This window comes from Rhizobium sp. L43, assembly GCF_002531725.1.
Lineage (GTDB): Bacteria > Pseudomonadota > Alphaproteobacteria > Rhizobiales > Rhizobiaceae > Rhizobium.
Map to the genome: position 1 here is coordinate 113,888 of NZ_NWSQ01000012.1, position 23,844 is coordinate 137,731.

The 23,844-nt window shown below is 62.2% G+C and carries 19 protein-coding genes; 14 read left to right on the plus strand and 5 right to left on the minus strand.

Annotated features, from left to right (window positions below):
• The first annotated feature begins 202 nt into the window (after positions 1 to 202).
• The gene (locus CO667_RS17360; RefSeq protein ID WP_097619537.1) at positions 203 to 1,045 is read left to right on the plus strand and encodes a UDP-2,3-diacylglucosamine diphosphatase; all 843 of its coding nucleotides are present in this window, start codon (positions 203 to 205) and stop codon (positions 1,043 to 1,045) included.
• A gap of 193 nt (positions 1,046 to 1,238) precedes the next feature.
• A complete protein-coding gene (locus CO667_RS17365) occupies positions 1,239 to 2,459 on the plus strand; it encodes an MFS transporter (RefSeq protein ID WP_097619538.1) in 1,221 nt (406 codons plus the stop codon).
• Here CO667_RS17365 and dgcA read toward each other — a convergent pair.
• Positions 2,411 to 3,394, minus strand: a complete 984-nt coding sequence (dgcA, locus tag CO667_RS17370) for an N-acetyl-D-Glu racemase DgcA (RefSeq protein ID WP_097619539.1) — start codon at positions 3,392 to 3,394, stop codon at positions 2,411 to 2,413. The genes CO667_RS17365 and dgcA overlap by 49 nt on opposite strands.
• Before the next feature lie 86 nt (positions 3,395 to 3,480).
• Here dgcA and CO667_RS17375 point away from each other — a divergent pair, with 86 nt between their 5' ends.
• From CO667_RS17375 to CO667_RS17395, 5 genes are all read left to right on the plus strand, one after another.
• Positions 3,481 to 4,665 (plus strand): MlaE family lipid ABC transporter permease subunit, encoded by a 1,185-nt coding sequence (locus tag CO667_RS17375; RefSeq protein ID WP_097619653.1) that lies wholly within the window; start codon positions 3,481 to 3,483, stop codon positions 4,663 to 4,665.
• A 1-nt stretch (position 4,666) separates the two neighbouring features.
• Complete coding sequence (locus CO667_RS17380; protein ID WP_097619540.1) at positions 4,667 to 5,512, plus strand: ABC transporter ATP-binding protein; 846 nt, start codon at positions 4,667 to 4,669, stop codon at positions 5,510 to 5,512.
• Between the two features lie 8 nt (positions 5,513 to 5,520).
• Entirely contained in the window at positions 5,521 to 6,891 is a 1,371-nt protein-coding gene (locus tag CO667_RS17385; protein WP_097619541.1) for an MlaD family protein, read from the plus strand.
• Between the two features lie 24 nt (positions 6,892 to 6,915).
• Positions 6,916 to 7,527: an ABC-type transport auxiliary lipoprotein family protein gene (locus tag CO667_RS17390; RefSeq protein ID WP_097619542.1), complete on the plus strand. Its 612-nt coding sequence runs from the start codon at positions 6,916 to 6,918 to the stop codon at positions 7,525 to 7,527.
• A 147-nt stretch (positions 7,528 to 7,674) separates the two neighbouring features.
• The gene (locus tag CO667_RS17395) at positions 7,675 to 8,928 is read left to right on the plus strand and encodes a sensor domain-containing diguanylate cyclase (protein ID WP_097619543.1); all 1,254 of its coding nucleotides are present in this window, start codon (positions 7,675 to 7,677) and stop codon (positions 8,926 to 8,928) included.
• Between the two features lie 8 nt (positions 8,929 to 8,936).
• On the opposite strand, the gene CO667_RS17400 is transcribed toward CO667_RS17395, so the two are convergent.
• Positions 8,937 to 9,812 (minus strand): D-alanyl-D-alanine carboxypeptidase family protein, encoded by an 876-nt coding sequence (locus CO667_RS17400; protein WP_097619544.1) that lies wholly within the window; start codon positions 9,810 to 9,812, stop codon positions 8,937 to 8,939.
• 363 nt (positions 9,813 to 10,175) lie between these two features.
• On the opposite strand from CO667_RS17400, the gene CO667_RS17405 reads away from it, so the two are divergent.
• Complete coding sequence (locus CO667_RS17405) at positions 10,176 to 10,925, plus strand: aminoacyl--tRNA ligase-related protein (protein WP_097619545.1); 750 nt, start codon at positions 10,176 to 10,178, stop codon at positions 10,923 to 10,925.
• A 161-nt stretch (positions 10,926 to 11,086) separates the two neighbouring features.
• Positions 11,087 to 11,740: a hypothetical protein gene (locus tag CO667_RS17410; RefSeq protein WP_245433149.1), complete on the plus strand. Its 654-nt coding sequence runs from the start codon at positions 11,087 to 11,089 to the stop codon at positions 11,738 to 11,740.
• A 192-nt stretch (positions 11,741 to 11,932) separates the two neighbouring features.
• Here CO667_RS17410 and CO667_RS17415 read toward each other — a convergent pair whose 3' ends face one another.
• Positions 11,933 to 12,493 (minus strand): cysteine hydrolase family protein, encoded by a 561-nt coding sequence (locus tag CO667_RS17415; RefSeq protein ID WP_097619547.1) that lies wholly within the window; start codon positions 12,491 to 12,493, stop codon positions 11,933 to 11,935.
• A gap of 123 nt (positions 12,494 to 12,616) precedes the next feature.
• Entirely contained in the window at positions 12,617 to 19,600 is a 6,984-nt protein-coding gene (locus CO667_RS17420; protein WP_097619548.1) for a hypothetical protein, read from the minus strand.
• 461 nt (positions 19,601 to 20,061) lie between these two features.
• On the opposite strand from CO667_RS17420, the gene CO667_RS17425 reads away from it, so the two are divergent.
• Both CO667_RS17425 and CO667_RS17430 read left to right on the plus strand, forming a co-directional pair.
• On the plus strand, positions 20,062 to 20,445 hold the full coding sequence (locus tag CO667_RS17425; protein WP_097619549.1) for an Hpt domain-containing protein: 384 nt from the start codon (positions 20,062 to 20,064) through the stop codon (positions 20,443 to 20,445).
• 213 nt (positions 20,446 to 20,658) lie between these two features.
• Positions 20,659 to 20,979, plus strand: coding sequence for a 2Fe-2S iron-sulfur cluster-binding protein (locus CO667_RS17430; protein ID WP_085737415.1), 321 nt, complete (start codon positions 20,659 to 20,661; stop codon positions 20,977 to 20,979).
• A 350-nt stretch (positions 20,980 to 21,329) separates the two neighbouring features.
• Here CO667_RS17430 and CO667_RS17435 read toward each other — a convergent pair whose 3' ends face one another.
• Positions 21,330 to 21,956: a DUF922 domain-containing protein gene (locus CO667_RS17435; RefSeq protein ID WP_097619550.1), complete on the minus strand. Its 627-nt coding sequence runs from the start codon at positions 21,954 to 21,956 to the stop codon at positions 21,330 to 21,332.
• Between the two features lie 101 nt (positions 21,957 to 22,057).
• Between CO667_RS17435 and folP the strand changes: the two genes are divergently transcribed.
• Genes folP through folK form a run of 3 tightly spaced genes read left to right on the plus strand, consistent with a single transcriptional unit; the run spans position 22,058 to position 23,800 of the window.
• Complete coding sequence (gene folP, locus CO667_RS17440) at positions 22,058 to 22,927, plus strand: dihydropteroate synthase (protein WP_097619551.1); 870 nt, start codon at positions 22,058 to 22,060, stop codon at positions 22,925 to 22,927.
• Positions 22,924 to 23,289 (plus strand): dihydroneopterin aldolase, encoded by a 366-nt coding sequence (folB, locus tag CO667_RS17445; RefSeq protein WP_097619552.1) that lies wholly within the window; start codon positions 22,924 to 22,926, stop codon positions 23,287 to 23,289. Before folP ends, folB begins: the two co-directional genes overlap by 4 nt.
• Positions 23,282 to 23,800 (plus strand): 2-amino-4-hydroxy-6-hydroxymethyldihydropteridine diphosphokinase, encoded by a 519-nt coding sequence (folK, locus tag CO667_RS17450; RefSeq protein WP_179874169.1) that lies wholly within the window; start codon positions 23,282 to 23,284, stop codon positions 23,798 to 23,800. Before folB ends, folK begins: the two co-directional genes overlap by 8 nt.
• The last annotated feature ends 44 nt before the right edge of the window (positions 23,801 to 23,844 follow it).

Sequence of the window (23,844 nt, forward strand, 5' to 3'; positions counted from 1 at the left end):
TCCCGCATTGTCGGATATGGAATCGCCGTCATCATGAACGCGCTCGATGCGGAGAGCAACATCGCCGCTGCGCGGGGCGGCGGGGATTCTGCCCGCGCGGCGCCAGGCATTCTGCCTGCGCGGGATGAACAGTTTGCGAGGCTTTTCTCCAGCTTGTCATCTTCCTGAAACACGAGTCTGGTTTTGGAAGGTTAAATGAAAGATGGGGCATGAGCCGCAGCTCATGATAGACATGATGGAACCCAGACATTTCCGCACGCTCTTCATTTCCGATGTCCATCTCGGCTCGAAGGCCGCGAAGGCCGATTTCCTATTGGATTTCCTGCGCCACCACGAGGCCGATACGATCGTACTCGTCGGTGACATCGTCGACGGCTGGCGGCTGAAGCGCAGCTGGTACTGGCCGCAAGTCTGCAACGACGTCGTCCAGAAGCTGCTGCGCAAGGCGCGCAAGGGCACGCGCGTCGTCTATATTCCCGGCAATCACGACGAATTCCTGCGCGACTTCCCGGGCATGCATTTCGGCGGCATCGAGGTCGTCGAACGCATGATGCATGATGGCGCCGACGGCAAGAAATACCTGATCCTGCACGGCGACGAGTTCGATGTCGTCGTCCGCAACGCCCGGCTGCTCGCCTATCTCGGCGACTGGGCCTACGATACTGCGATCCGCATCAACATCCTGCTGGCGGCAGTGCGCCGCCGACTCGGCATGCCCTACTGGTCGTTCTCGGCCTGGGCGAAGCTCCAGGTCAAGCATGCCGTCAACTTTATCGGTGAATTCGAGCGTGTCGTTGCCGAGGAAGCCCGCAAAAACGGCGCCGACGGCGTGATCTGCGGCCATATCCATCACGCCATCATCCAGGACATGGACGGCATCCGCTACATCAATACGGGCGATTGGGTGGAAAGCTGCACGGCGGTCGCCGAGCATGAGGATGGCACCTTCGAACTGATCACCTGGCGGGCGCTCGCCAGCGGCGTGCCGGCGATTGCCGCCATCGAAATGCATGACGAGGGCGAACTGGCGCCCCAGGCTGCTTGATTTTGACTGCTTGAATTTTGGCCGCCTGATTTTGGCGTCGGCGCATCCGCGCCCGCGCTCCCACGAATTTAGCCGTTACCGCCAGGCGACAGGCCCAATTTATTTTCTAAAACGTTTCAGGACGGCTATTTCTCGCAATAGTCGCCTCCAGGGCGGTGTGTTAGGACAACGTCGAGTTTTCTTCAGGTCCCCCATGATTCCCGTTCCACATTCTCCGACAGGCGAGGGAGTGCCGCCGCGCTTCCGGCTGCTCAGCGCGCTTTCCTATTGCGCGCCGCTGCTCGTCAACGGCATCGTTCTGCCGTTCTTTCCCGTCTGGCTTGCAACCCACAGCTTCAGCGACCACGAGATCGGCATTATCCTCGCCATACCGATGGTGGTTCGGGTGCTGGTGGCGCCTGTCGTCGCGATGATTGCCGACCGTTTGAAGGAACGCGCCGACGTGCTGCTCTGGTCGGGCGGCCTGTCGCTGCTGACGGCGATCGCGCTCTTCTGGACGACGAGTTTCTGGCCGGTGACGATCGTCTATGCGCTGCAGGGCGCCACTTTCGCGCCCTATCTGCCGGTCGTCGAATCGATCGTCATCTCGGGCGTGCGCCGCTGGGGGCTGGATTACGGGTCGATGCGCGTGTGGGGCTCGATCGCCTTCATCGTCTCGACGCTGGTCGGCGGCCAGCTGATCAGCCGCTGGGGCGGCGAGATGGTGCTTGATATCATGCTGTTCGGCTTTGCCATGACCGTGATCATGGCAATCTTCTGTCCGCGCATCGGGCCGACGCGGCGGCGCGGCCAGCCGGTCAATATTCCAGCCGCCACCGGCAGCGGGTTGCGGGAACCGCACCTGCTGCTGCTGCTGATCGGCGTCGCCATCCAACAGTCGAGCCATGCGGTGCTCAACGCGTTTTCATCGATCTACTGGCACCATCTCGGCTTTTCCGGCATTGAGGTCGGCCTGCTCTGGAGCGCCGGCGTCGCTTCGGAGGTGACGGTGTTCTTTCTGTCGAAGCGTCTCAACCGGCGCTTCAGCGCCTGGACGCTGATCCGCTTCGGTTGCGCCGTCAGCGTCTGCCGCTGGATCCTCTTTCCGATGAATACCGGCTTTGCCGGTTTTTTCCTGCTGCAATGTTTCCACGGCTTCACCTACGCCTTCGTGCATACCGGGGTGCAGCGGCGGATCGTAGCGACGGTGCAGGAGACACAGGAATCCTCGGCGCAAGGCGCCTATTTCTTCTATGTCGGCATGGCGATGGCGCTGATGACGCTCGCATCGGGTTATCTCTATGCCTGGCTCGGCGTCGTCAGCTATTACGTCATGGCGCTGGTGGCGTTCTCCGGCCTCGGTCTCGTCATCTCGGCCTATTACCTTCAGCCCCAGAGCGCGCTTTCGGGCGGAAAGACCAGGGAAGCGGTGTAACGCAGGCCGGGCTCGCGGTCGCGGGCCAGCAGCAGCGCGCCGTCGAGATCGACGAAATCGGCATTCTGGGCGAGCAGCACGGCAGGCGCCATGGCAAGCGAGGTGCCGACCATGCAGCCGATCATGATGCTGAATCCGAGCCGTTCGGCCTCGGTCTTCATCACCAGCGCCTCCGTCAGGCCACCCGTCTTGTCGAGCTTGATGTTGATCGCGTCGTAGCGGTCGGCAAGGCTTGCGAGATCGCCTGTATGATGGACGCTTTCGTCGGCGCAGACGAGCAGCGGCCGGCGGATTTCGGCGAGCATCCCATCGCGGCCGGCCGGCAGCGGCTGCTCGACGAGGGCCACACCGGCTTGCGCGGCAATATGGAGATGGCGTTCCAGCACCGCTTCCGGCCAGCCTTCGTTGGCATCGAGGATGATGGCGGCATCGGGGGCGGCGGCTCGGACGGCGCGGATACGGCTTTCATCGTCGCCGGTTCCGACCTTGACCTTGAGCAGCGCGCGGCCGGCATGTTCGCGCGCCTGCGCGGCCATCACCTCCGGTTCGCCGAGCGAAATGGTGTAAGCTGTGGTGAGCGGCTTCAGCTCGGCAAGGCCGAGACGAGCCGCGACGCTTTCACCCGTTCGTTTCGCTTCCAGGTCCCAGAGCGCGCAATCGACGGCGTTGCGGGCAGCACCCGGCGGCATCGCCGAGAGCAGGTCGTGGCGCGAGATGCCGGCTTCAACCAGCGGACGCGTCGCCTCGATCTGGGCGAAAACGCTCTCCATGGTCTCGCCGTAGCGCCGATAGGGCACGCATTCACCAAGCCCCCGCGCGCCGTCTTCGGTGAGCGTACAGGTGATCACCTCGGCCTCGGTCTTGGCGCCGCGCGAGATGGTGAAGGTCCTGGCAATCGGAAAGGAATTCATCTGGATATCAAGGGTGCGCGGCATTATTGCTGTCCTGCGAGCATGGAAATTGCAGCTTGCTTCTGTATATTGACGCGCCGGGCGCCGAACGATCTGTTCGCGATTCGGCAATGTCGCCGCAAGCCTTGAAAGACATAAGTATCTTGAACGCAGAGAATCGCAACGCTGCCTCGCTTGACGTGGACGACCAGGCCGATGGTTCGGGGCAGCATGTGCGTCTCAGCGGCAATTGGCGCAGCGCCTATATCCATCTCGTGCTGCGCGACTTCGAAAAGCTCCTTCATCAGAAGACCGGCGACCTGACGGTCGACCTCTCGGACATTTCGGATATCGATACCGCCGGAATCTGGCTGCTGTGCCGGCTGAAGAAAGAAGAGGAGGCGGCTGGACGGAGGGTTCGCTTCGAAGGCACCAATCCGCATATCGACGAAATGCTGGCGATGTTTTCCGAGGAGCCGGCCAAACCCGAGCCGGAGCCGCAGGAGAAGGTCTCGCTTGTCGCGCGCATCTTCGCGCCTGTGGGCAGGATGACCTACGACCTCTGGGACAATTTCGCCGCCTCCATGTATATCCTCGGCTCGGCGGTGCGCGGGGCGCAGATGAAGTTCGGTCGCGGCAGCGGCGTTTCGCCGGCCTCGATCGTCAACCAGATCGACCATATGGGCGTTCGCGCCGTTCCGATCATCCTGCTGATGTCGTTTCTGATCGGGGCGATCATTGCCCAGCAGGGCGCCTTCCAGCTGCGCTACTTCGGCGCTGAGGTTTTCGTCGTCGATCTCGTCGGCATCCTGCAATTGCGCGAAATCGGCGTGCTGTTGACTTCGATCATGATCGCCGGCCGTTCGGGCAGCGCGATCACCGCCGAAATCGGCTCGATGAAGATGCGCGAGGAGATCGACGCGCTGAAGGTGATGGGGCTCAACCCGATCGGCGTGCTGATCTTCCCGCGGCTGGTGGCGCTGACTATCGCGCTGCCGCTTCTGACGGTGCTCGCAAATTTCGCCTCACTCGCCGGTGCGGCCGCCGTCGCCTGGGGTTATTCCGGCATCACCTTCGCCAACTTCCTGTCGCGCCTGCACGAGGCGGTGACACTGTCGACGGTGCTCTCAGGCATGATCAAGGCGCCGTTCATGGCGCTTGTTATCGGCATCGTCGCCGCCGTCGAAGGGCTGAAGGTCGGCGGCAGCGCCGAATCGCTCGGCCAGCACGTAACGGCCGCAGTGGTGAAGGCGATTTTCGTCGTCATCCTGATGGACGGGCTTTTTGCGATGTTCTATGCAGCGATCGATTTCTAGCATGGCGGACCGCGTGGACGAGCAATCGAACGAAATCGAGAAAGACGGCGAGGGCAGGGACATCGTGCTTTCGGCGCGCGACGTCACCGTCGCCTTCGGCTCCAAGGTCGTGCTCGACAATCTCAATCTGAATATCTACCGCGGCGAGATCCTCGGTTTCGTCGGTGCTTCGGGCACCGGCAAATCGGTGCTGATGCGCACGGTGCTGAGGCTCTTGCCGCGCCGCTCCGGCACGATCAAGATCCTCGGCCAGGATTTCGACGAACTCGACGAACCGCAGCGCAACGCGCTCGACATGCGGCTCGGCGTGCTGTTCCAGCAGGGCGCGCTGTTTTCGTCGCTGACGGTCAAGGAAAACATCCAGGTGCCGATGCGCGAATATCTCGACCTGCCGCGCTCGCTGATGGACGAACTGGCGCATCTGAAGATTCGCATGGTGGGTCTGGCGGCCGATGCCGCCGACAAATACCCGTCCGAACTGTCAGGCGGCATGATCAAGCGCGCCGCCCTTGCCCGCGCCCTGGCACTCGATCCCGAACTCGTCTTCCTGGACGAACCGACCTCGGGTCTCGACCCGATCGGTGCTGCCGAATTCGATGAGCTGATCGCCAACCTGCGCGATAGTCTGGGACTGACTGTCTATATGGTCACACATGACCTCGACAGCCTGTTTTCGGTCTGCGACCGTATTGCCGTGCTCGGAAAGAAACGAGTAATGGTGGAAGGCACGATCGGCGACATGCTGGCCTATGACGATCCGTGGGTGCAGGCCTATTTCAAGGGTAAACGCGCGCGCTCGATCGTGCCGCAGGACGATGGCGCGCGGCATGGCGTGAGCGGGAAGTGACCGGATAAATGGAAACCAAAGCCAATTACACAATTGTCGGTTTTTTCACGGTGCTGGTGATCGCGGCGGCCTTCGGCTTCGTCTACTGGATGGCCGAATACGGCCGCGGCGGCCCGATGACGGAACTGATCGTGCGTATTCCGGGCTCCGCCAACGGCCTCAGCGTCGGCTCGCCGGTGCGCTTCAACGGCATCCAGATCGGCTCGGTGCAGACATTGTCGATCGATGCCGACGATCCGCAATATTCGCTTGCTTTCACCCAGGTGCGCACCGATGCGCCGATTTACCCCTCCACCAAGGCCGCCCTTGAAATCCAGGGCCTGACCGGGGCTGCATATATAGAGCTGTCAGGCGGCCGCAAGGGCGAGGAAAGCATCCTTCAACATGCGATCGACAATGGCAAACGCGCCGTCATCGTCGCCGATCAGTCGAGCGTCACCAACCTGCTGGCGACCGCTGACAAGATCCTCGATCGCGCCAATGACGCGGTCGGCGAACTCCAGGGCTTCATCCAGGATTCACGTGCTCCGCTGACCGAGACGTTCAAGAATGCCGAGACGTTCTCGGATGCTCTGGCCAAGAATTCCGGCAATATCGACGCCTTCCTGCAAAGCGTCGGTGAGCTCTCCAATACGGTGAAGGCAGTCTCCGGCCGTGTCGATTCGACGCTTCAGGCTGTGGAATCGCTGGTCAAGGCTGTCGACGCACAGAAGATCGACAACATCGTTTCCAACGCCGAGAAGATTACCGCCAATGTCGCCGATGCCTCGGGCGACCTCAAGGGGGCGATCCAGAAGTTCGACCAGACGGCCACCACCTTCAACGATTTCGGCAAACAGGCACAGGCGACGCTCGACCGCGTCGACACGCTCGTCGCCCAGATCGACCCCGCCAAGGTGAAGGGTTCCGTCGACGACATCGCGCAGGCGACCAAGGATGCGCGCACCGCCGTTGCCTCGATCCGCGATGTCGCCGATACGGTTTCGGCCCGCAAGAAAGATATCGACCAGACGATCCAAGACGTCTCGCAGCTTACCAACAAGCTGAATTCGGCTTCGACCCGCATCGACGGCATTCTCATCAAAGTCGATGCGCTGCTCGGAACCGATAACACACAATCGCTGTTCACCGAGGCGCGCGATACCCTGGAATCCTTCAAGAAAGTCGCCGACAACCTGAATGCGCGCATCGGGCCGATCGCCGACAATCTGCAGAAATTCTCGAGCGGCGGCTTGCGCGACGTACAGACGCTCGTCAACGACATGCGCGGAACCGTGAACAATCTGAACGATACGATCACCAATTTCGACCGCAATCCGCAACGCCTGATCTTCGGCGGGGACACGGTCAAGCAATATGACGGCCGGACGCGGCGTTAACTGGGAAGTCAGGGGTAGCCTAATATGGTCGCATCGCATCTGTTGTCGCGCCGTTCTTGGATCAGGGGAACGGTGATCGCGCTGCCGCTGACGGCGCTGATCCTTTCCGGGTGCGGCACCGCGGCCAAGAACGATACCTATGACCTGTCCGCTGCCGTCGATGGCGACGGGCCCGCGGCCAAATCCCGCCAGGTCCTGATCGCCAGTCCGACGGCGCTCAGAGCGCTCGACAGCGAGCAGATCGTCATCCGCGTCTCGTCCTCGGAAATCCAGTATCTGTCGCGGGCGCAGTGGGGCGACAAGCTGCCGCGCATCGTGCAGTCGAAGCTGGTCGAGGCCTTCGAGAATTCCGGCAAGCTCGGCGGGGTCGGCATGCCGGGGCAGGGGCTGGCGATCGATTACCAGGTCGTCACCGATATCCGCTCATTCGAGATCGACGCTTCCAATGGCAATCAGGCGGTGGTCGAAATCTCCGCTAAGATCCTCAACGACCGCAACGGTTCGGTGCGTGCCCAGAAGGTATTCCGCGCCACGGCGCCGGCGGGCGGCGACAATGTTGGCTTCGTCAAGGGTCTCGACCGCGCCTTTTCCACGGTGGTCTCCGAGATCGTCAGCTGGACGCTGCGCTCAATCTGAGATGGCGTTTCGCGACCGCTGCGTCGACATCAAGGGTTGCTGATTTCGAAAAATATTTGGTCCCATCAGAATGGGGCTGCCATCGTATTCAATTTTTTCACGAATTTGTGGAACGCATCATGTTATCGCTGTCAGGAGGCATGCTGCATGGTGGTCGCACGAGTATTCGGAAAGTCGTCATCGGAAGCGCTCCAGCGCGAAAATGCTCGTCTGGCCGCGCTGCAGCAGCTCGACCTTCTCGACACGCCGAGGGACGAAGGCTTCGAACGGATCGTCCGCCTGATAAAGCAGATATTTTCCATCGACATCGGCATCGTATCGCTGATCGATGGGCACCGGCAATGGTACAAGGCCTGCTCCGGCCTGTCGGCCGACGAGGTGTCGCTCGAAGACACGTTCTGCCGCTGCGTGGTGGACTGTGACGAGCCGGTTATCGTCCAGGATGCGACCAAGGATGCACGCTTTTCAAAACATTCCGCGGTGACGGGCGAGGATCATATCCGCTTCTATGCCGGCGTGCCATTGAGGACGAAAGCCGGGCACATGATCGGAACGGTCTGTGCGATCGACCGCCGGCCAAGATCGTTCGGCACCAGAGACCTCAGCATTCTCGAGGAGCTGGCGGGGGCGGCGATGGACCGCATCGAACTCATGCAGTCGGCCGCCACCGACAGCCTGACCGAGGCGATGACGCGGCGCGCCTTCAAGCAGGAAGCTGATCAGCTGATTTCGCTCGCCCTGCGGCACCAGCATGACCTGTCATGCATCGTCTTCGATATCGACCATTTCAAGCGGGTGAACGATACGCATGGACACGCTGCGGGAGACGAGGTTCTCAGGGCGGTTGCATCAATCTGCAGGACGACCCTTCGCGCCGGCGATCTGTTCGGGCGGATCGGAGGCGAGGAATTCGCCGTCGTCCTTCCGCATGTCGATCGGGAAGGGGCTGTCGCCGTCGCCGAAAAACTCAGGGCCGCCATCGCCTCACAGCCGATCCGCGGCGATCATGGCGTTCTCCACGTCACGGCGAGCTTGGGAAGCTCGGCGCTCTCGATCGTCAGCAAGGAGATCGAGACCCTGCTGGCTCAGGCGGATGCCGCGATGTATCAGGCCAAACATGCCGGCCGGAATCGCTGCATATCATGGAGCTCCATTCATGCCGATCACGCCATCGGCGCTCGCCGGCGTGTCCTGGAGGCGGGTTCGATATTCTTCAACGATCGGCGTTCGACCATTGACTGCACCGTCAAATCCATCGGTTCGGAGAGTGCCGGCATTTCGGTCTCCAATACGTCAGGCATTCCTCCGGAATTCATCCTTGCCATCAAAGGCGAAGGGTTCGAAACGAATTGCCGGGTGATTGCGCAAGACCGCCAGCACCTGGAAGTGGCCTTCAGATAAAAATCAGCCTACTTCGTCGGCTGCGTATCCGTCATCGTCGCGCCCGGCTGTTTGCCTGGTGTCGTTGATGCAGTGGCGGTCGAGGACGACGGCAGCGCGCTGTCCAGCAGGCCTGCCATCTTGTCGTCGCGCAGGCTCGCGGTCTTTTCGCCCATGACGACGCCGACGACGCGGCGGCCATCCTTCAGCGCCGAGGTTACGACATTATAGCCTGATGCATCGGTATAGCCGGTCTTGATGCCATCGACGCCGTCATAGCGGTACATCAGGTTGTTGTGGCCGCGCAGCTTCATGCCGCGGAACTGGAAGCCGCGCATCGAGAAGAGCTTGAACTCCTCGGGGAAGTCCCGCATCAGCGAAACGCCGAGGGTTGCCATATCACGCGCCGAGGTGACCTGCTCCGGATCGGGGAGGCCCGAGGGATTCTTGAAGACCGTATTGGTCATGCCGAGCTGGCGTGCCTTGCCGGTCATGACAGTGGCGAAAGCCTGTTCGGAGCCGCCGAGCTGTTCGGCAATCGCCACAGCAGAGTCGTTGGCAGACAAGACGACGATGCTTTCGACCGCTTCGCGCAACGTCACCTGGCGGCCGGCGCCGACGGCGAGCTTGAAGGGCTCCTTGCTCTCGGCATTTTCCGACATGGTCAGCTTCTGATCCCAGGTGAGGCGTCCCTCATGCAGGGCTTCGAAGGCGAGATAGAGCGTCATCATCTTGGTCAGCGATGCCGGATAGTTCAGCTCGTCCTGATTGGATGCTTCGAGCACCTGACCGGACTGCGCATCGATGACGAAACTTGCCTGGCCGGCTTGAGCCAGCGTGAAAGCGCCCATCAGCAAGGCGGAGGAGAGCGCGGTGGCAAGGAGCCGGGAGGTCGTCTTGGTCATCAATTGCAGTCTCTGTCGTTGGGCGGTGCTGTTGGCTTAAACGCAAGCCGATCTAGAAAGTTTGTGACGGAATGAAGGACAAGCGGCAATAAAAAAGGCCTATCCACAGCTGATTCCTTTTGTCTCACCGTCTTCGGTTTTGACAATGCGGCGCATCGCCCTTAGAAAATTCCTCATGAGTATGAAGAGCGCGCCTTTCTTCCGTTATATCAGCACCTGCCTGCAGGTTGCGATTGCGCGCGCTTTTGGCGGACGAGGTCTTCGCGTCCAGCCGTGACGTCAGGGCGCTATCGGCGTCCGGCGCGCTGCTGGACGTAAAGCCCCCTCACCACGTCAATCAAGGTTGCCAGGGAGACAGGCACCGTGCTCAATCTTTATCATGTCAATTCGCTCGTCCATTGGGAGGAGCGCGAGATCCATCTGCGCGACCATATGATCGGCTTCTTCTCGCAAGAGGTCCGCAGTTTTCTGAGATCAGTCAATCCCGCTTGGGATGTGCGAAGGGTCGAGGCGCCGGCGCTGATGCCGCGATCGCTGGTCTCAAACGCCTATTCGAATGCCGATATCTGGGTGCAGGAGCAGCTCTCCGCCGGCGATACCGCGCTGGTGCTGAGACCGGAGACCACGCCGTCGACCTATGCCTATATGCAGCATATTCTCGGGAATCACTCGAAGACGCGGCTGCCGCTCTGCGTCTGGCAGGCGGGTCGGTCCTATCGCCGTGAGCAGGAGCAGCCGACGAAACATATGCGGCTGAAGGAGTTCTGGCAGCTCGAATTCCAATGCGCCTTCACGGCCGACAGCGGCAACGACTATCACGCCGCCTGCCTCGAACCGGTGCGCCGCATGATCGCCTCGCTGATCCATCTGCCGACGCGCATCGTGCCCTCCGACCGGCTGCCGTCCTATTCCGAGGTGACGATGGATATCGAGGTCGACAATGGCGACAAATGGATGGAGGTCTGCTCGATCTCGCGGCGCACCGACTTTCCGCAGCGCTACCGGTCGCAGCCGAAGAAGGGACCTGCTATCGACCACGACGTCCTGGTGCTCGAAATCGCCATCGGTCTCGATCGATGCGTTTACAACTGGGGCATAGCGGCCGATCGGTAGATGGGGAGCCGGGGCCGCATTGCGGTCCCGGTTTTCGCCGCTACAGTTGTTCACGAATTTCCGCAGCACTTTGAATTGCTGCATAATTCCGATTTAAGAAATTATACAGTAGGAGACAGCGTCATGCTGCGAGGGGTGGGATTTCTATGATGCGCTCGGCAATGGTTTTGGTCGTCGGCATATGTGTGCTCGTTTTCCCACCCTTTTCCGCCTTTGCGTCATCCGGACGCTCCGTTCCGCGTTCTCTGGTTCCTCAAATGTTTCTGTATGAGGAGAAACCGGAGAAGGCACAGCCGACGACGGTTCCCGGTTCTGTCACGTGGTCAATCGATATGCGCACCGACGCCAGGGGACATTCCGATCCTGTTATCCAAGCGCACATTGCGGTGCCGAAGCGTCACCTCACTGCAGTGCTGACACTGGAACGGAATGCAGATCCCTCCGTTTCCGCAAGCCACCTCCTTGAATTGTCGTTTCAGATCGCGCCGGGATTTAAGGGAGGTGGAATTTACAGTCTTCGGTCCATGTCAATGAAGGCGACGGAAAGCGATCGCGGTGACACATTGATAGCCGTGCCCGCCAAGGTCACGGACAATCTTTACATGCTGGCGCTCAATGATCTGCCTGAGGCTCGTGCCAAGAACCTTGAACTGCTTGAACGCCAATGGATCGATTTGCCGATTTCCTATCAGGACGGCAAACGAGCACTGCTGACGCTTGAAAAGGGCGCCGATGGTGAACGTGTGTTCAATCAGGCCATCCAGGCTTGGGCGTCAGATGATCTTGCCGGGACTGCTGCCGGCAATGCACAATAGAAGATATCAGCAGTAAACTGGTCTGCGAACTGCTCCGGCCTCTGAGGCTAAGACCGTCGTATCTCCTTGCCTGACGTGCATTCATTGAATAACGGGTGAGCTATGTGATTGTCTTCGGAAAAACGACTGTTGCCCGCGCGCTCGCGAGGCGGCCCTGCTTCCGATGTGATGTCGGCTGTTGCTGCTGGAGCTTTATGAAAAGGCGATATCGGCGGCGGGGCGGATTTCTACCATCGCCTTGCCCGCGTCAAAACCGTCGAGCGTTTCATTGTGGTGGGCGATAATCTCTGAGAAGGTGAGGGTCGCCGTATCGCCGGTGGTGTGACCATCGGCAATCAGCGTCACGTCATATCCGAGGGAAACAGCGCGTCTGACCGTCGTGTCTACGCAGAATTGCGACATGCAGCCGCCGATGACGAGGTGGGTGACCGACTGTTCGTTGAGACGTTCGGTTAGATCGGTCTCGAAGAAGGAGTCGGCGCTCTCCTTGCGGACGACGACCTCGCCTTGTTTCGGTGCGATCTCCTCGCGTAGCGCCCATCCTTCCGTGCCGACGGCCAATCGATGGCCCCTCTCGCCGTCATGTTGCACCAGCACGACCGGCGCGCCTGCCTGCCTCGCCTTTTCCTGGAGTGTTGCGAGCCGAGCGACGGTCTCGTCAAGTGCGGCATCGACACGCGGCTGGCGCTCCGGCGTGGCTTTGCCGGAGAGAATCGCATTCTGCACATCGATGATCAGCAGGGCCTTGGTCATTTTGCATGCCTCACGATGAGGGGTTCTCGGCTACGCCCTTCCGACAAACGAAAGCCGCTCGACAAGTGTGGCGGCGGCTTCCTGTCCAATTCGGTCAAGTACGATCGATGGTTACAAGCAGGCTCAGCCGAGCCTGCCGGCTGCATGGGCGAGCATGGTGTAGACCTTGCCCGTATCCGAGGTGAGGTAGGACTGCGACACGGTCTGGTTCGGGTCGGTGCGGGCGACGTCGGCGAGCAGCTTTTCGAAATCACCGATATAGCGGTCGACGGCGGTGCGGAACTCCGGTTCGCGGTCGTATTTGCGCTTGATCTCATCGAAAGTCTGCTGGCCCTTCAGCGTGTAGAGGCGACGGGTGAAGACGTCGCGCTCGCCGCGCTGGTAACGGCGCCAGAGATCGACCGAGGCGTCGTGATCGATGGCGCGGGCGATATCGACCGAGAGCGAATTCAGCGATTCGACGACGTGGCGCGGATTGCGGCTGTCGTTGCTGCGCGCGGCCGGCGCCGTGGTTTCCGCCGGCCGGGCGGGGGCACGGGCAGACGCCTCGTCGGCGGCCTCCTCACGCGATGCGCCGCGCAGAAGATCGCTGATCCAGCCGCCGCTTTCCGGACGAGCAGGCTCCTGGCGGACTGCTTCCTGGCGAGCGGGGGCAGGCTGCGGGGCGGCGCGCTGAGGGGCGGCAGCAGGTGCTGACGGCGCGATCGTTCCGCGCAGGCCCGTCGCTTCGATCGACGGGGGCGCTACCGGCTGCTGAGGCTGAGCTACGACTTGCTGGGTTACAGCCGGTTGCGCGGCCGGCTGCGTCTGGGCGAGGTTGCGAGCGACGGGCTGGGAGATCTCAAGCTGCTGGCTGGAGCGGCCGACGAGCTGGGAGATATCCTGCAGCGCCTTGATCTGCTCGGCGACGGCCCGGCGCATGGCCGAAGCGCTTTCCTTGGCTTCTTCGGGAAGATCGAAGGCGCCGCGCTTCAATTCGGCGCGGGTGGCGTCGAGCTCGTTGCGGATGTCGGCGGCGGAGCGGCGGATATCATCGGTGGCGCCGGAGAAGCGGCCGACGGCATCGTCGATCGCTTCGCGCAACGCTTCCCGCATGTTCTGGGCGGCGCCGTCGGAAGCGCGGCCGGCTTCGCCGAGCATGCGCTCGACTTCCGACAGCGAGGCCGTCAAACCGCCGCGAATACGGTTGGAGAGATCGCCGGAGCGACGCTCGACATTGGCGAAGGTGCCGTCGATCGTCGTATTGGCCTCGTCGCCGGCGCGGGTGATCGCCTCGCGCATCGTTTCTGCCGCTTCCTGGGCACGCTTCTCGGTTTCGGTGAGAATGCGGCCGATATCGGCCAAGGAGGACTGCACGCCCTGGCGCAGATTGCCGGAGACCTGGTTGGAGCGTTGCTCTGCCCGCTCGAACACGGTCTCGATCATGCCGCCGAGGCCTTGCATGGTCTTTTCGATCTCGGCGGAACGCTGGACGAGGCCGACGGAGAGCGTCTGCAGAGCGCTCTCGCGCTCCTCAAGCGTCGAGGCGAGGTTGGACTGGGCAGCGCCGAGAAGCTGCGAGGCCTGGGTCAGGACCTTGGAGTGTTCGTCGAAGCGGCCGATGATGCTGCCGACCTGTGACAGCGTCTGGCCCGAAATGTCGGAGAGGCGGTCGACCTTGCCTTCGAGCAGCCTGGTCGAGGCCGAGACCATTTCAGCGGCCTTGGTGGCGGAGTCGGCAAAGCGCGTGGTCGTGTCGCCGAGGCGGCCGTCGACGCTGGCCAGTTGCTCGGCGGCGCGGTTCATCATCATCGCCATCGCCGCACTGCTTTCCGACATGCGCTGAACGAGGCCGTTGACGTTGCCGACCAGGCTGTTTTCGATGGCGCTGACGGCATTGGCGACATTTTCGGTGCGGGCGGCAACGGCGCTGGCGAGCGCTTCGTTTTCGGCGCGCAGACGATCGGCGCTGAGGTTGGCGGCGGCGGTGATGCGGGCGGCTGCCTGCTCGCCGGCGTCGGTGTAGCGATCGATGATCGGGCGGGCGGTCTCGTCGAGGATGCGCGTCAGTTCGACCGAGCGGCCTGATAGCATCGAATTGAGGTCGCGGGTGCGTTCTTCGAGCGTCGAGCGGATCGAATTGCCACGCGCTTCGAGCGCTCGGTCGATCTCGGAGAAGGTCGTGTCGATCTCGCGGGCACGCTCCTCGAGATTGGAGCGAATGGCGCTGCTGCGGGCTTCGAGCGCCCGGTCGACATCTGCCATGGTGGCGGAGATCTCGCTGCCGGCGCCCGACAGCGTCGAGCGGATGGCATCGCCGCGTGCTTCCAGCGACTGGCCGGCATCCGACAGCACCTTGGAGATGGCGTTGACCTGGGTGCCGACGACGGTCTCGGCTTCGGCGACCTTGTTGACGATGGCGTTGCCGGCTTCCGAGAAGGTCTGGGCGACGGCAGCAGCCTGGCTGGCCAGCCGGTTCTGGGCTTCGGCGACGCGGGTGACGATCTGCGACGAGCGCTCATCCATCGTGCGGGTGAATTCGTCGCTTTTCGTATTGAGATCCTCAGCGAATTGCTGGCCGGTCCTGCCGAGCAGTTCTGTGGTTCTCGTCGCTTCGCCTTCCATTCCCTGGGCTGCTTCGGCAACGGCGCTGCGCAGCGTCGAGGCGAGGCCGGCGGCCTTGCCTTCGATGGTCCGGTTGACGGCTTCGAGGCCGACAGTCAGCGCGCGGTCCATGGTGGAGAGGCGTTCCTCGATGCGTTTATTGCCGCGGTCGAGGGTTTCGCCGAGGCGCGCCGTGCGGCCTTCGATGGCGCCGGTCATGCTCGTGGCGCGGCTGTCCAGCGTCTCGGCCAGATTGGCGGTGCGGCTGTCGATCGCCTCGGTGAGATTTGCGGCACTGCCTTCGAGCGTCGCCGAGATGCGCTGCGTGGCGTCGTTGCTGAGCGCGCCGAGACGGGAAATGCCGTCGGCGAGCACGCCGGAGAGCTGGCCGCTGGCCGTTTCGACCTTGTCGGCAACGCCGCCGACGCCGTCGCGGATGCGGGTCTCGATCGCGGCAAGACCGGCTTCCACCCGCGATCCGGTTTCTTCAAAACGGCCGGTCAGGCTTTCGACAGACCGATCGAGATGAGCGGAGAAGTTCTGCGTGGAGCTCGAAATCGCACTTGCCGCCTCCTGGAAGCGACCGGCGATCTGGCCGGCGCCGGCATGCATGCGATCTTCCAATGTCTGGGCGCCGGCATCGATTGCCTGGCGGATTGCGGCTTCGCGCTCCTCCAGCGACATCTCGAGCATGCTGACGCTGGTCGCTACCGAGGTGCCGATGCTGGTCGCCTGCTCGGTGAGCGTATCGCTGATCAGCGCGTGGGCCTGGTTCAGCGACAGGTCGATGGCGTTGGCGCGGTCCTCAAGCGTCGTGCGAATGCGTTCATGGGCGGAGTCGAGCCCGCGCTCGATGCGTGCGGCGGCCTCGTCGGCGAGGCCTCCGAGCCGCGCATGGGCATCGGTCAGGCGGCCCTCGATGCGGCCGGTCAAACCGCCGACTATATCTTCGAAGCGGGAGCCGCCGGCATCAAGAACACCGGAGAGGGCAGCGCTATGCTGGGAGAGTGCATTTTCCAGCCGCTGCTGATTATCGGTATAGGCGGTGCGGATCGCATCGGTCTTGTCGGCGAAGGCGCCGGCGACGCGCGTCTCGGCATTGGCAACGGCTTCCATCATCGAGTTGCTGCGGGCTTCAAGGGCGCTGTCGAAGCGGCTCTGGTTATCGTCGAGCGAAATGGCGAGCGCCATGGTCTTTTCGTCGAGCGCATCGGTGAGCCGGTCGTGACTTGCCGTTACGGCGCCGATGATCGCAGCCGTGCGGTGCCCCAAAGATTCCTCGAGGCGGGCCTGGCCTTGGCTCAGCGAGGTGGCAAGGGCGGCGGCCTTCTGGTCGAGCACACCATTGATGCCTTCATGCGTGCCGGAGACCGCATTGATGATCGCATCGGCGCCCGCCGTCAGTGTCTCCTCGAGACGGCTCTGGTTCTCGTTCAGCGAAATGGCAAGCGTCATGGCCCGGTCGTCGAGTGTCTCGGACAGGCGGTCGTGGGTGGCGGTCACCGCACTGAGGAAGGATTCCGAACGGCTCTCCAGCGTGTCCTGCAGGCGGCTCTGACCCTCGTTCAGGGAGGCGGCAAGCGCCGCCGACTTTTCGTCGAGCGTCTGTGAAAGGCGGTCATGCGTGCCGGACACGGATTTGAGGAAGGCTTCGGAGCGCGCTTCCAGCGTCTCTTCGATCCGCGACTGGCTCTCATTGAGCGAGATGGCGAGCGTCATCGCCTTTTCATCAAGCGTTTCGGACAAGCGCTCATGGGTGCCGGAGACGGCGTTCAGCAGGGCTGCGGAGCGGGTTTCGAGCGTCTCCTCGATGCGGGCATGGCCTTCGCTGAGCGAGGTGGCAAAAGCTGCCGCCTTGCCGTCGAGAGTCTCTGACAGGCGGTCATGGGTGCCGGAGACTGCGTTCAGCAGGGCCGCGGAACGGGTTTGGAGCGTATCTTCGATGCGAGCCTGGCTCTCGTTCAAGGACGTGGCAAGCGCCGTCGTCTTTTCGTCGAGGGTCTCGGCAAGACGGTCGCGCGTGCCGGACACGGTGTTCAGCAGCGCCTCGGCACGTGTTCCAAGCGCATCCTCGATGCGGGCATGGCGCTCGTCGAGTGAGGTGGTCAGGGCCGCCGCCTTGCTGTCCAGCGTTTGCGACAGGCGGTCATGGGTGCCGGAGACGGCATTCAGCAGGGCCGCGGAGCGGGTCTCGAGCGTATCCTCGATGCGGGCCTGGTTTTCATTGAGCGAAATGGCGAGGGCCATCGCCTTTTCATCGAGCGTCTCGGACAGGCGGTCATGGGTGCCGGAGACCGCGTTCAGCAGAGCCGCGGAGCGGCTCTCCAGCGTATCCTCGATGCGGGTCTGGCTCTCGTTCAGGGAGATGGCGAGCGCCATCGCCTTTTCGTCGAGCGTCTCGGCAAGACGGTCATGGGTGCCGGAGACGGCATTGAGGATGGCGTCGGAGCGGGTTGCCAGCGCTTCCTCGAAGCGGCCGTGATGGGTGGTGAGCGCCTCGATCAGTGCGCCGCCGCGCTCTGCCATGACGCTGTCGATGCGGCCGTGGGCCGTGCCTACAGCCTCGGTGATCTCAGCCGCACGCGCTGCAAGCACGCCGCTCAGCTCCTCGGCGCGACCGCCGAAGGCAGCGGTCACCTGCTCGGTGCCTTCGGCAACGGCGGTGGTCAACTCAGTGGTGGTGGCGCGCAGCGTGTCGCGGAATTCGGCCGAGCGTGTCTGAAGATTGTTCTGCAGCTCGGAGGTGCCGGATGCAAGCGCCAGCGCGATGTCGGACGTGGCATGCTGCAGTGCCGAGGTCAGTTCGCCGGTGCGGCTGCTGAGCGCGGTGGTGATTTCTTCCGTCCGGGCACCGAGCGTGCTTTCCAGCATTTCATGGCCGGTGGCGAGCGCGGTGGCCAGCGCTAGCGACTGGTCGGTCATCGACGAACCGAGCCGGTCGATGTTGGAACTCAGGATGCCGTCGATCGACTCCGAGCCGCCGGTCAGCGTCTCGTTGATGCGGGCGAGGCTTTCCATCAGCTTGGTATCGAGCGAGCCGGTGCGCTTGTCGAAGGCGCTGGTAAATTCGGCGACGCGTTCGTCGAAGGCCGTCGACAGCTGGGCGACGGTCGTCTGCAGCCGTTCTTCGAAGAAGCCGGAGCGCACGTCGAGATCCATGACGGCGTCGTCGGCGGTGGTCTGCAGGCTCTGGCGGAAGCTTGCGCCCTTTTCGTCGAGCGCGCTGTTCAGCTTCGACAGCACGTCGTCGAGCGTGCCGCCGATGGTGCGTCCGCCCGATGTCAGGCTTTCATTGATCTCGCGGGTGCGGGCGATCAGGATCTCGTTCAGCTGGTGGGTGCGCTCGTTCAGCGCCGCATTCAGCTTTTCGGTGCTGCTGTCCATCGTCGACGCGCGCGTCTCGAACTGGCTGAGCAGTCTTTCGCCATGGTCGTTGAGATTGACGGAGAGTGCTTCGAGGCGGTTGTCGAATTCGGTGGCGAGCGCGAAACCCGATGCGTTCAGGGTCTGCAGCAGGCTGTCGGTCTTGGCGGCGAGCAGGCTGCCCATCGACTGCAGGGCGCTGTCGGATTTTTCAAGGATCGTCGCGGCGCGCGTATCGATCAGCGAGGCGAAGGCTTCGCCCGATGTGGCAAGCCGCACCGCGATCTCTTCGGTCGCAAGCGACAGCTCTTCCTTCAACTGATCGTGGACGCTGCCGATCGAGGTGCGGATGCGGTCGGCATGGTTGACGATCGCCTCACGCTCGGAACCGAGTTCGTGGACGAGACCGCGCACACGCAGCTCATTATCGGCATAGGAACGTTCAAGTGCATTGACTTCGGAATGGACGAGCGTTTCCAGCTCGGAGGCACGCGCGATGGTGCGCTCGATGCCTTCGTTCATGGCCGAGACCTCACGGCGCACGGCCTGGCCGACGGTCATGATGCGTTCGGAGGCGATGGTTTCCGGCTCTGCCAGGCGCAGGGCCACCTCTGCCATGGAACGGGCAGCGTTGCGCATGTCCTGGGCGCGCGCGATCATGATGGCGAAAGCATAGAACATCATCACGGGAATGATGATGCCGACGAGGCCGGCGATGACGCCTGGCAGGGCGACGAGATCGGCGACTGAACGGATCTGCCAGATCTCGGGCGCATAAAGCAGCGACATCAGGCCGAGACCGGCCATGATCCAAAGCACCGAGAAGAGCGTGGCGGTGCGCACCGCCGAGCGGCTGGAGGCGCCGTCGAAGGATTTCAGGATCGAGGCGGGCGTATTGCGGCTGGCATCGTTGGCGGGCGCGAAGGTCGGCCCCCTCGACGCCTGCTCGCCGGCGGCACCGCGGCGGCTGCGGCGTTGCGCTTCGTCCTGGGCCTGCTGGTTACGCGCATTTACTGGATCAGACACATGAGCCTCCGGGGCCTCTGGCGCGTCGCCGCGGCGAGACGGCACGTTATCCTTGCCGAAGTCGATCTGGAGCGCTTCGTCCAATGCCTTGAACGCTTTGTCCTCAATCGACTCGTTATATTTGTTGTTCGCCATTCGGTATGCCTCGTTACATCCGGCCGGTCCGGTAGCACATCCCGGGCTTCCGCCTCACCCGGGAACAACTTTGCCGTTCCAGCCTTCCATCCCAACGACGGACGGATAAGCATGTCATTTCAGAGTAGATAGCCGCTTTTTCAAACGGAAGGTATCAAAACACTACCATTATCCACTCGCTCGGCAAAGGCGCGTACCATAAACCCGCTCCACCAGTATCGTAGTGACACATCTGGGCTCTTCACACAATTAATGAAGGCTTGAGATTCATGGCTCGTTAAACCGTTGTTAACACCTTTAAATCCGCGGCACCGCTTAAAAACCAATAATTTAGGGATATTTAACGGACGTTAACCATATGGCGAGATTTCCGCCCCGAATGTGCCGGAATTTAACGGGATGGCCACCCTCCTGACGCAGAACTGTTGCAACTGCGGACGACAGAGACGGGAGAATTGGCAATGGCAGCTCAGATGGCAGCATTGAACATCGTATTCGAGGCGCCCGATAATGCAAAGGGACCCTGTCCCTCAAAGGTCCGGCCGATCGATCTGGTCCATCTCGCAAAGCAGACGATGGGCGACAAGACGCTGGAAATCGAAGTCCTTCAGATGTTTGCGCGCCAGGCTCGCGCATGTCTGCAGGATATTGCGAGCGGCGAAACCATCCGCGTCGGCGCGGCCGCGCACCGCCTGAAGGGCGCGGCAAGCTCGGTCGGCGCGTTCCGCGTGTCGCAGACGGCTGAGGTCGTCGAGGAAACCGGCGGCGATGCTGGCGCGAGGGCAGCGCTCGGTGCCGCCGTCATCGACGCCGAGAATTTCATCCTGAAGCTCTGCCGCGGCTGATCTCCAAATCTCTTGTTGATGCATGTCGTTCGAACCAGGCCCGTTGTTCCATTGCGGAACCTCGGGTCTTTTTGCGACCTGCTCCATGACGCTTTGAAGACGGCGGGCGAAGGCCCGATCTGCGACGCTATGGCGAATTTCCGCAATGTTGACTGATGCGTCGAATTGTCGGAAGAAAATCCGCCCATCACTTGAAGACCGGAAATAATCCTGATGCCAAAACTTACCATCGTTGCTTTCGACGGCACGCGCTTCGACCTCGACGTCGACCAAGGCTCCACCGTAATGGAGAATGCCGTGCGCAATTCGGTGCCCGGCATTGAGGCCGAATGCGGCGGCGCCTGCGCCTGCGCGACCTGTCATGTCTATGTCGACGAGGCATGGACCGAACAGGTCGGTCAGCCGGAAGCGATGGAAGAGGATATGCTCGACTTCGCCTTCGATGTGCGCCCGACCTCGCGGCTGTCCTGCCAGATCCGCATGAAGGCTGCCTATGACGGGCTCGTGGTGCACGTGCCGGAACGTCAAGCCTAAGCGCGCTGCGCGCTTTGGCCAGGCGTAAGCGCGCTGCGCTTTGCTGACTGAGAATCTGCAGATGTGGATTCCACAAAAAAGACGCCTCGCGCGCTAGAGCGAGCGAGGCGAGGCGGGCGCATTACCTACGGATGAGGGAGGAACATCCGCGGCTTCGGAACGCGCCAGGAGAACCCAGCGATGAAAGTCCAGTTGCCGTAGCTGCACTTTCGAATGTGTTCATATTAACGCGTTCCGGTTGAGTCTGCCAGGATGAAAAATGACCATTCAATCGCTGGGGAGGGCGCTGGTTTCGCACAAGTTTCGTTGTGCAGCTAAGGTTTTTCGCTCGCGTCCCGACTGAAAAAGCCTTATTTTTCGCCGGCTCGGCCGTTGATTCGATTGTTCAGCAATCTCAGCATGCGCTTCTGGAAATTGACCGCCTCGACCCGGTCGAATCGCGCCTGCTGCCGATCGTGCTCTTCTATACCGCGAGCTGATTCGTCGGAGACGAGTTCCTGCATGGCTTCGCAACTGCGCTGTTGCGGCAGCGCGCGAATGGCGCGTTCCATGGCGCGCGCCTGATCGCGGGCGATTTCGGCATGGCGCTCCTCGTGGCGCTTGATATCGCTCGACAGGGCATCCCAGATCATCGACAGCTCCTTGCTGGCGCCCTTGCGGCTGCTCCAGCGCGGCAGGATGATCTGGGTGTGGACCGTGACCTTGACATTGCCAACGCGGCAACGCCCGTTATCCTGGATATAGGTGGCTTCACCGCCAAAGCGGATCTTCGTTGCGCCGGGATGGCGCGCCGAGGAACCGCTCGACGTCGGGCCGCGCCGGCTGAGTTCACGGTCGAGTTCATCGGCGGTTTTGCCGCTGATGCTGAAATAGGAATAGCTTTTCGATGCGATCACTTCTGCTGCCACCGGGCTGCAGACGGAAAGAGCAATGGAAAAGGCAATAGGAAGGACCATATAACGCACTGCAAGCGGCATTCTGAACGCAACCCGTGTTGAAATCGACAGGAGCTTGGGGCATAGCCACCGCAAGCGCAATATCGGATGGCGCTTTTTTCGCGATCAATAGGATAAGTCTGGTGACAGGGTTCGAAGGCAGTTTATGGCGTGTCGGCCATGGCCGGGAGATCGAACTCGGCCGCCGTTCTCTCATCATGGCGATCATCAACGTGACGCCGGACTCCTTTTCCGACGGCGGACGTTTTGAAACCGTCGATGCGGCGGTCGAACAGGCGCTGCGGGCGGTGGACGAGGGAGCCGGGATTGTCGACGTCGGCGGCGAATCGACCCGGCCGAACGCTGCAACCGTCAGCCCTTCCGAGGAGCAGGCCCGCGTGCTGCCCGTCATCGAGGCGCTGCGCGGGCGCACCCGGGCGCTGATCTCGATCGACACCTATCGCGCCGAGACGGCGCGGCTTGCGGTTGGCGCCGGCGCCCATATCGTCAACGATGTGTTCGGGCTGCAGAAGGAGCCCGATATCGCCGACATCGCCGCGGCGACCGGGGCCGGGCTCTGCATCATGCATACCGGCCGCGACAGGGCGAAGCTTCCCGATGTCATTGCCGACCAGGTGCATTTTCTCAAACGGTCGCTTGATATCGCCGCTGCATCAGGCGTCAACCGCGACCGCATCGTGCTCGATCCGGGCTTCGGCTTCGCCAAGGAGACGGGGGAGGAGAACCTGGAGCTGATGGCGCGGTTCTCCGAACTTTCCCGCTTCGGCCTGCCGCTGCTCGCCGGCACGTCGCGCAAACGCTTCCTCGGTACGGTGACGGGGCGTGAGGCGCAAGACAGGGATGCGGCGACGGCTGCATCAAGCGCGCTGCTCAGGCTTCAAGGGGCTGCGGTTTTCCGCGTGCACAATGTCGCAATCAACAGGGACGCGCTCGACATCGCCGATGCTATGCTGAATGCGCGCCAGGAATTCGAGAGGAAGCGGCCGACATGACCACCTACACGATCACGCTGCAGAACTGCGCCTTCTTTGCGCGCCACGGCGTGCATGACGAGGAGGAATTCCTCGGTCAGCGCTTCTTCGTCGATGCCGAGCTCGACGTCGTTGCCGGCGAGGCGCTGGAAAGCGATTCGATCAACGATACCGTCAACTACGGCATTGCCTTCACCGTGATCGAGCAGATTGTCACGGGCAAGCGGCGCTACCTGATCGAAGCCCTGGCGCTTGATATCGCCAAGGGGCTCTGCGAGACATTCCCGCAGGTCCGGCGGGCGAAGATCACGGTGCGCAAGCCGAACGCCCCGGTGCCCGGCGTGCTCGATTTCGTGCAGGTGAGCATTGAACACTTTGCCTGAGGCCGCATTGCAATCCGCCACACTCGGTCTCGGCGGCAATATCGGCGATCCCGTCAAGGCGATGGCGGCCGCACTGCAGCGGCTGGACGAACGGGATGACTGCCGGGTGACGGCCGTCTCGCGGCTCTATCGCACGCCGCCCTGGGGCAAGACGGACCAATCCTTCTTCTTCAATGCCTGCGCGGCCGTTAAGACCACGCTGGAACCTGAGGCTTTGCTTGATGTCTGCCTGTCGATCGAACGGGAGATGAAACGCGAGCGCATCGAGCGCTGGGGACCACGCACCCTTGATATCGACGTGCTGACCTATGGCGACGTCATCCAGGAGGCGCCGCGGCTGGGACTGCCGCATCCGCGCATGACCGATCGCGGTTTCGTGCTGATGCCGCTCGCCGATATCGCGCCGGGCCTGCTCGTCAGGGGCAGGGCGGTCAGCGACTGGCTTGATGATGCCGAGGTCGCCGGCATTGAGGTCGCCGATAACAGTCACGACTGGTGGCGGAACGCCTGAAGCCGCAAAGCTGAAACGGAAAACGGCGGGAGCTCCGCCGCTTC

Bases quoted from the DNA above. Each gene is read 5' to 3' on its own strand.
- CO667_RS17410 (WP_245433149.1), top strand. From the start codon at position 11,087: ATGGTTTTGGTCGTCGGCATATGTGTGCTCGTTTTCCCACCCTTTTCC.
- CO667_RS17415 (WP_097619547.1), bottom strand. From the start codon at position 12,493: ATGACCAAGGCCCTGCTGATCATCGATGTGCAGAATGCGATTCTCTCC.
- CO667_RS17420 (WP_097619548.1), bottom strand. From the start codon at position 19,600: ATGGCGAACAACAAATATAACGAGTCGATTGAGGACAAAGCGTTCAAG.
- dgcA (WP_097619539.1), bottom strand. From the start codon at position 3,394: ATGCCGCGCACCCTTGATATCCAGATGAATTCCTTTCCGATTGCCAGG.
- CO667_RS17390 (WP_097619542.1), top strand. From the start codon at position 6,916: ATGGTCGCATCGCATCTGTTGTCGCGCCGTTCTTGGATCAGGGGAACG.
- CO667_RS17425 (WP_097619549.1), top strand. From the start codon at position 20,062: ATGGCAGCTCAGATGGCAGCATTGAACATCGTATTCGAGGCGCCCGAT.
- CO667_RS17375 (WP_097619653.1), top strand. From the start codon at position 3,481: ATGTCGCCGCAAGCCTTGAAAGACATAAGTATCTTGAACGCAGAGAAT.
- CO667_RS17400 (WP_097619544.1), bottom strand. From the start codon at position 9,812: ATGACCAAGACGACCTCCCGGCTCCTTGCCACCGCGCTCTCCTCCGCC.
- CO667_RS17360 (WP_097619537.1), top strand. From the start codon at position 203: ATGGGGCATGAGCCGCAGCTCATGATAGACATGATGGAACCCAGACAT.
- CO667_RS17365 (WP_097619538.1), top strand. From the start codon at position 1,239: ATGATTCCCGTTCCACATTCTCCGACAGGCGAGGGAGTGCCGCCGCGC.
- CO667_RS17435 (WP_097619550.1), bottom strand. From the start codon at position 21,956: ATGCCGCTTGCAGTGCGTTATATGGTCCTTCCTATTGCCTTTTCCATT.
- CO667_RS17385 (WP_097619541.1), top strand. From the start codon at position 5,521: ATGGAAACCAAAGCCAATTACACAATTGTCGGTTTTTTCACGGTGCTG.
- CO667_RS17395 (WP_097619543.1), top strand. From the start codon at position 7,675: ATGGTGGTCGCACGAGTATTCGGAAAGTCGTCATCGGAAGCGCTCCAG.
- folB (WP_097619552.1), top strand. From the start codon at position 22,924: ATGACCACCTACACGATCACGCTGCAGAACTGCGCCTTCTTTGCGCGC.
- CO667_RS17430 (WP_085737415.1), top strand. From the start codon at position 20,659: ATGCCAAAACTTACCATCGTTGCTTTCGACGGCACGCGCTTCGACCTC.
- CO667_RS17380 (WP_097619540.1), top strand. From the start codon at position 4,667: ATGGCGGACCGCGTGGACGAGCAATCGAACGAAATCGAGAAAGACGGC.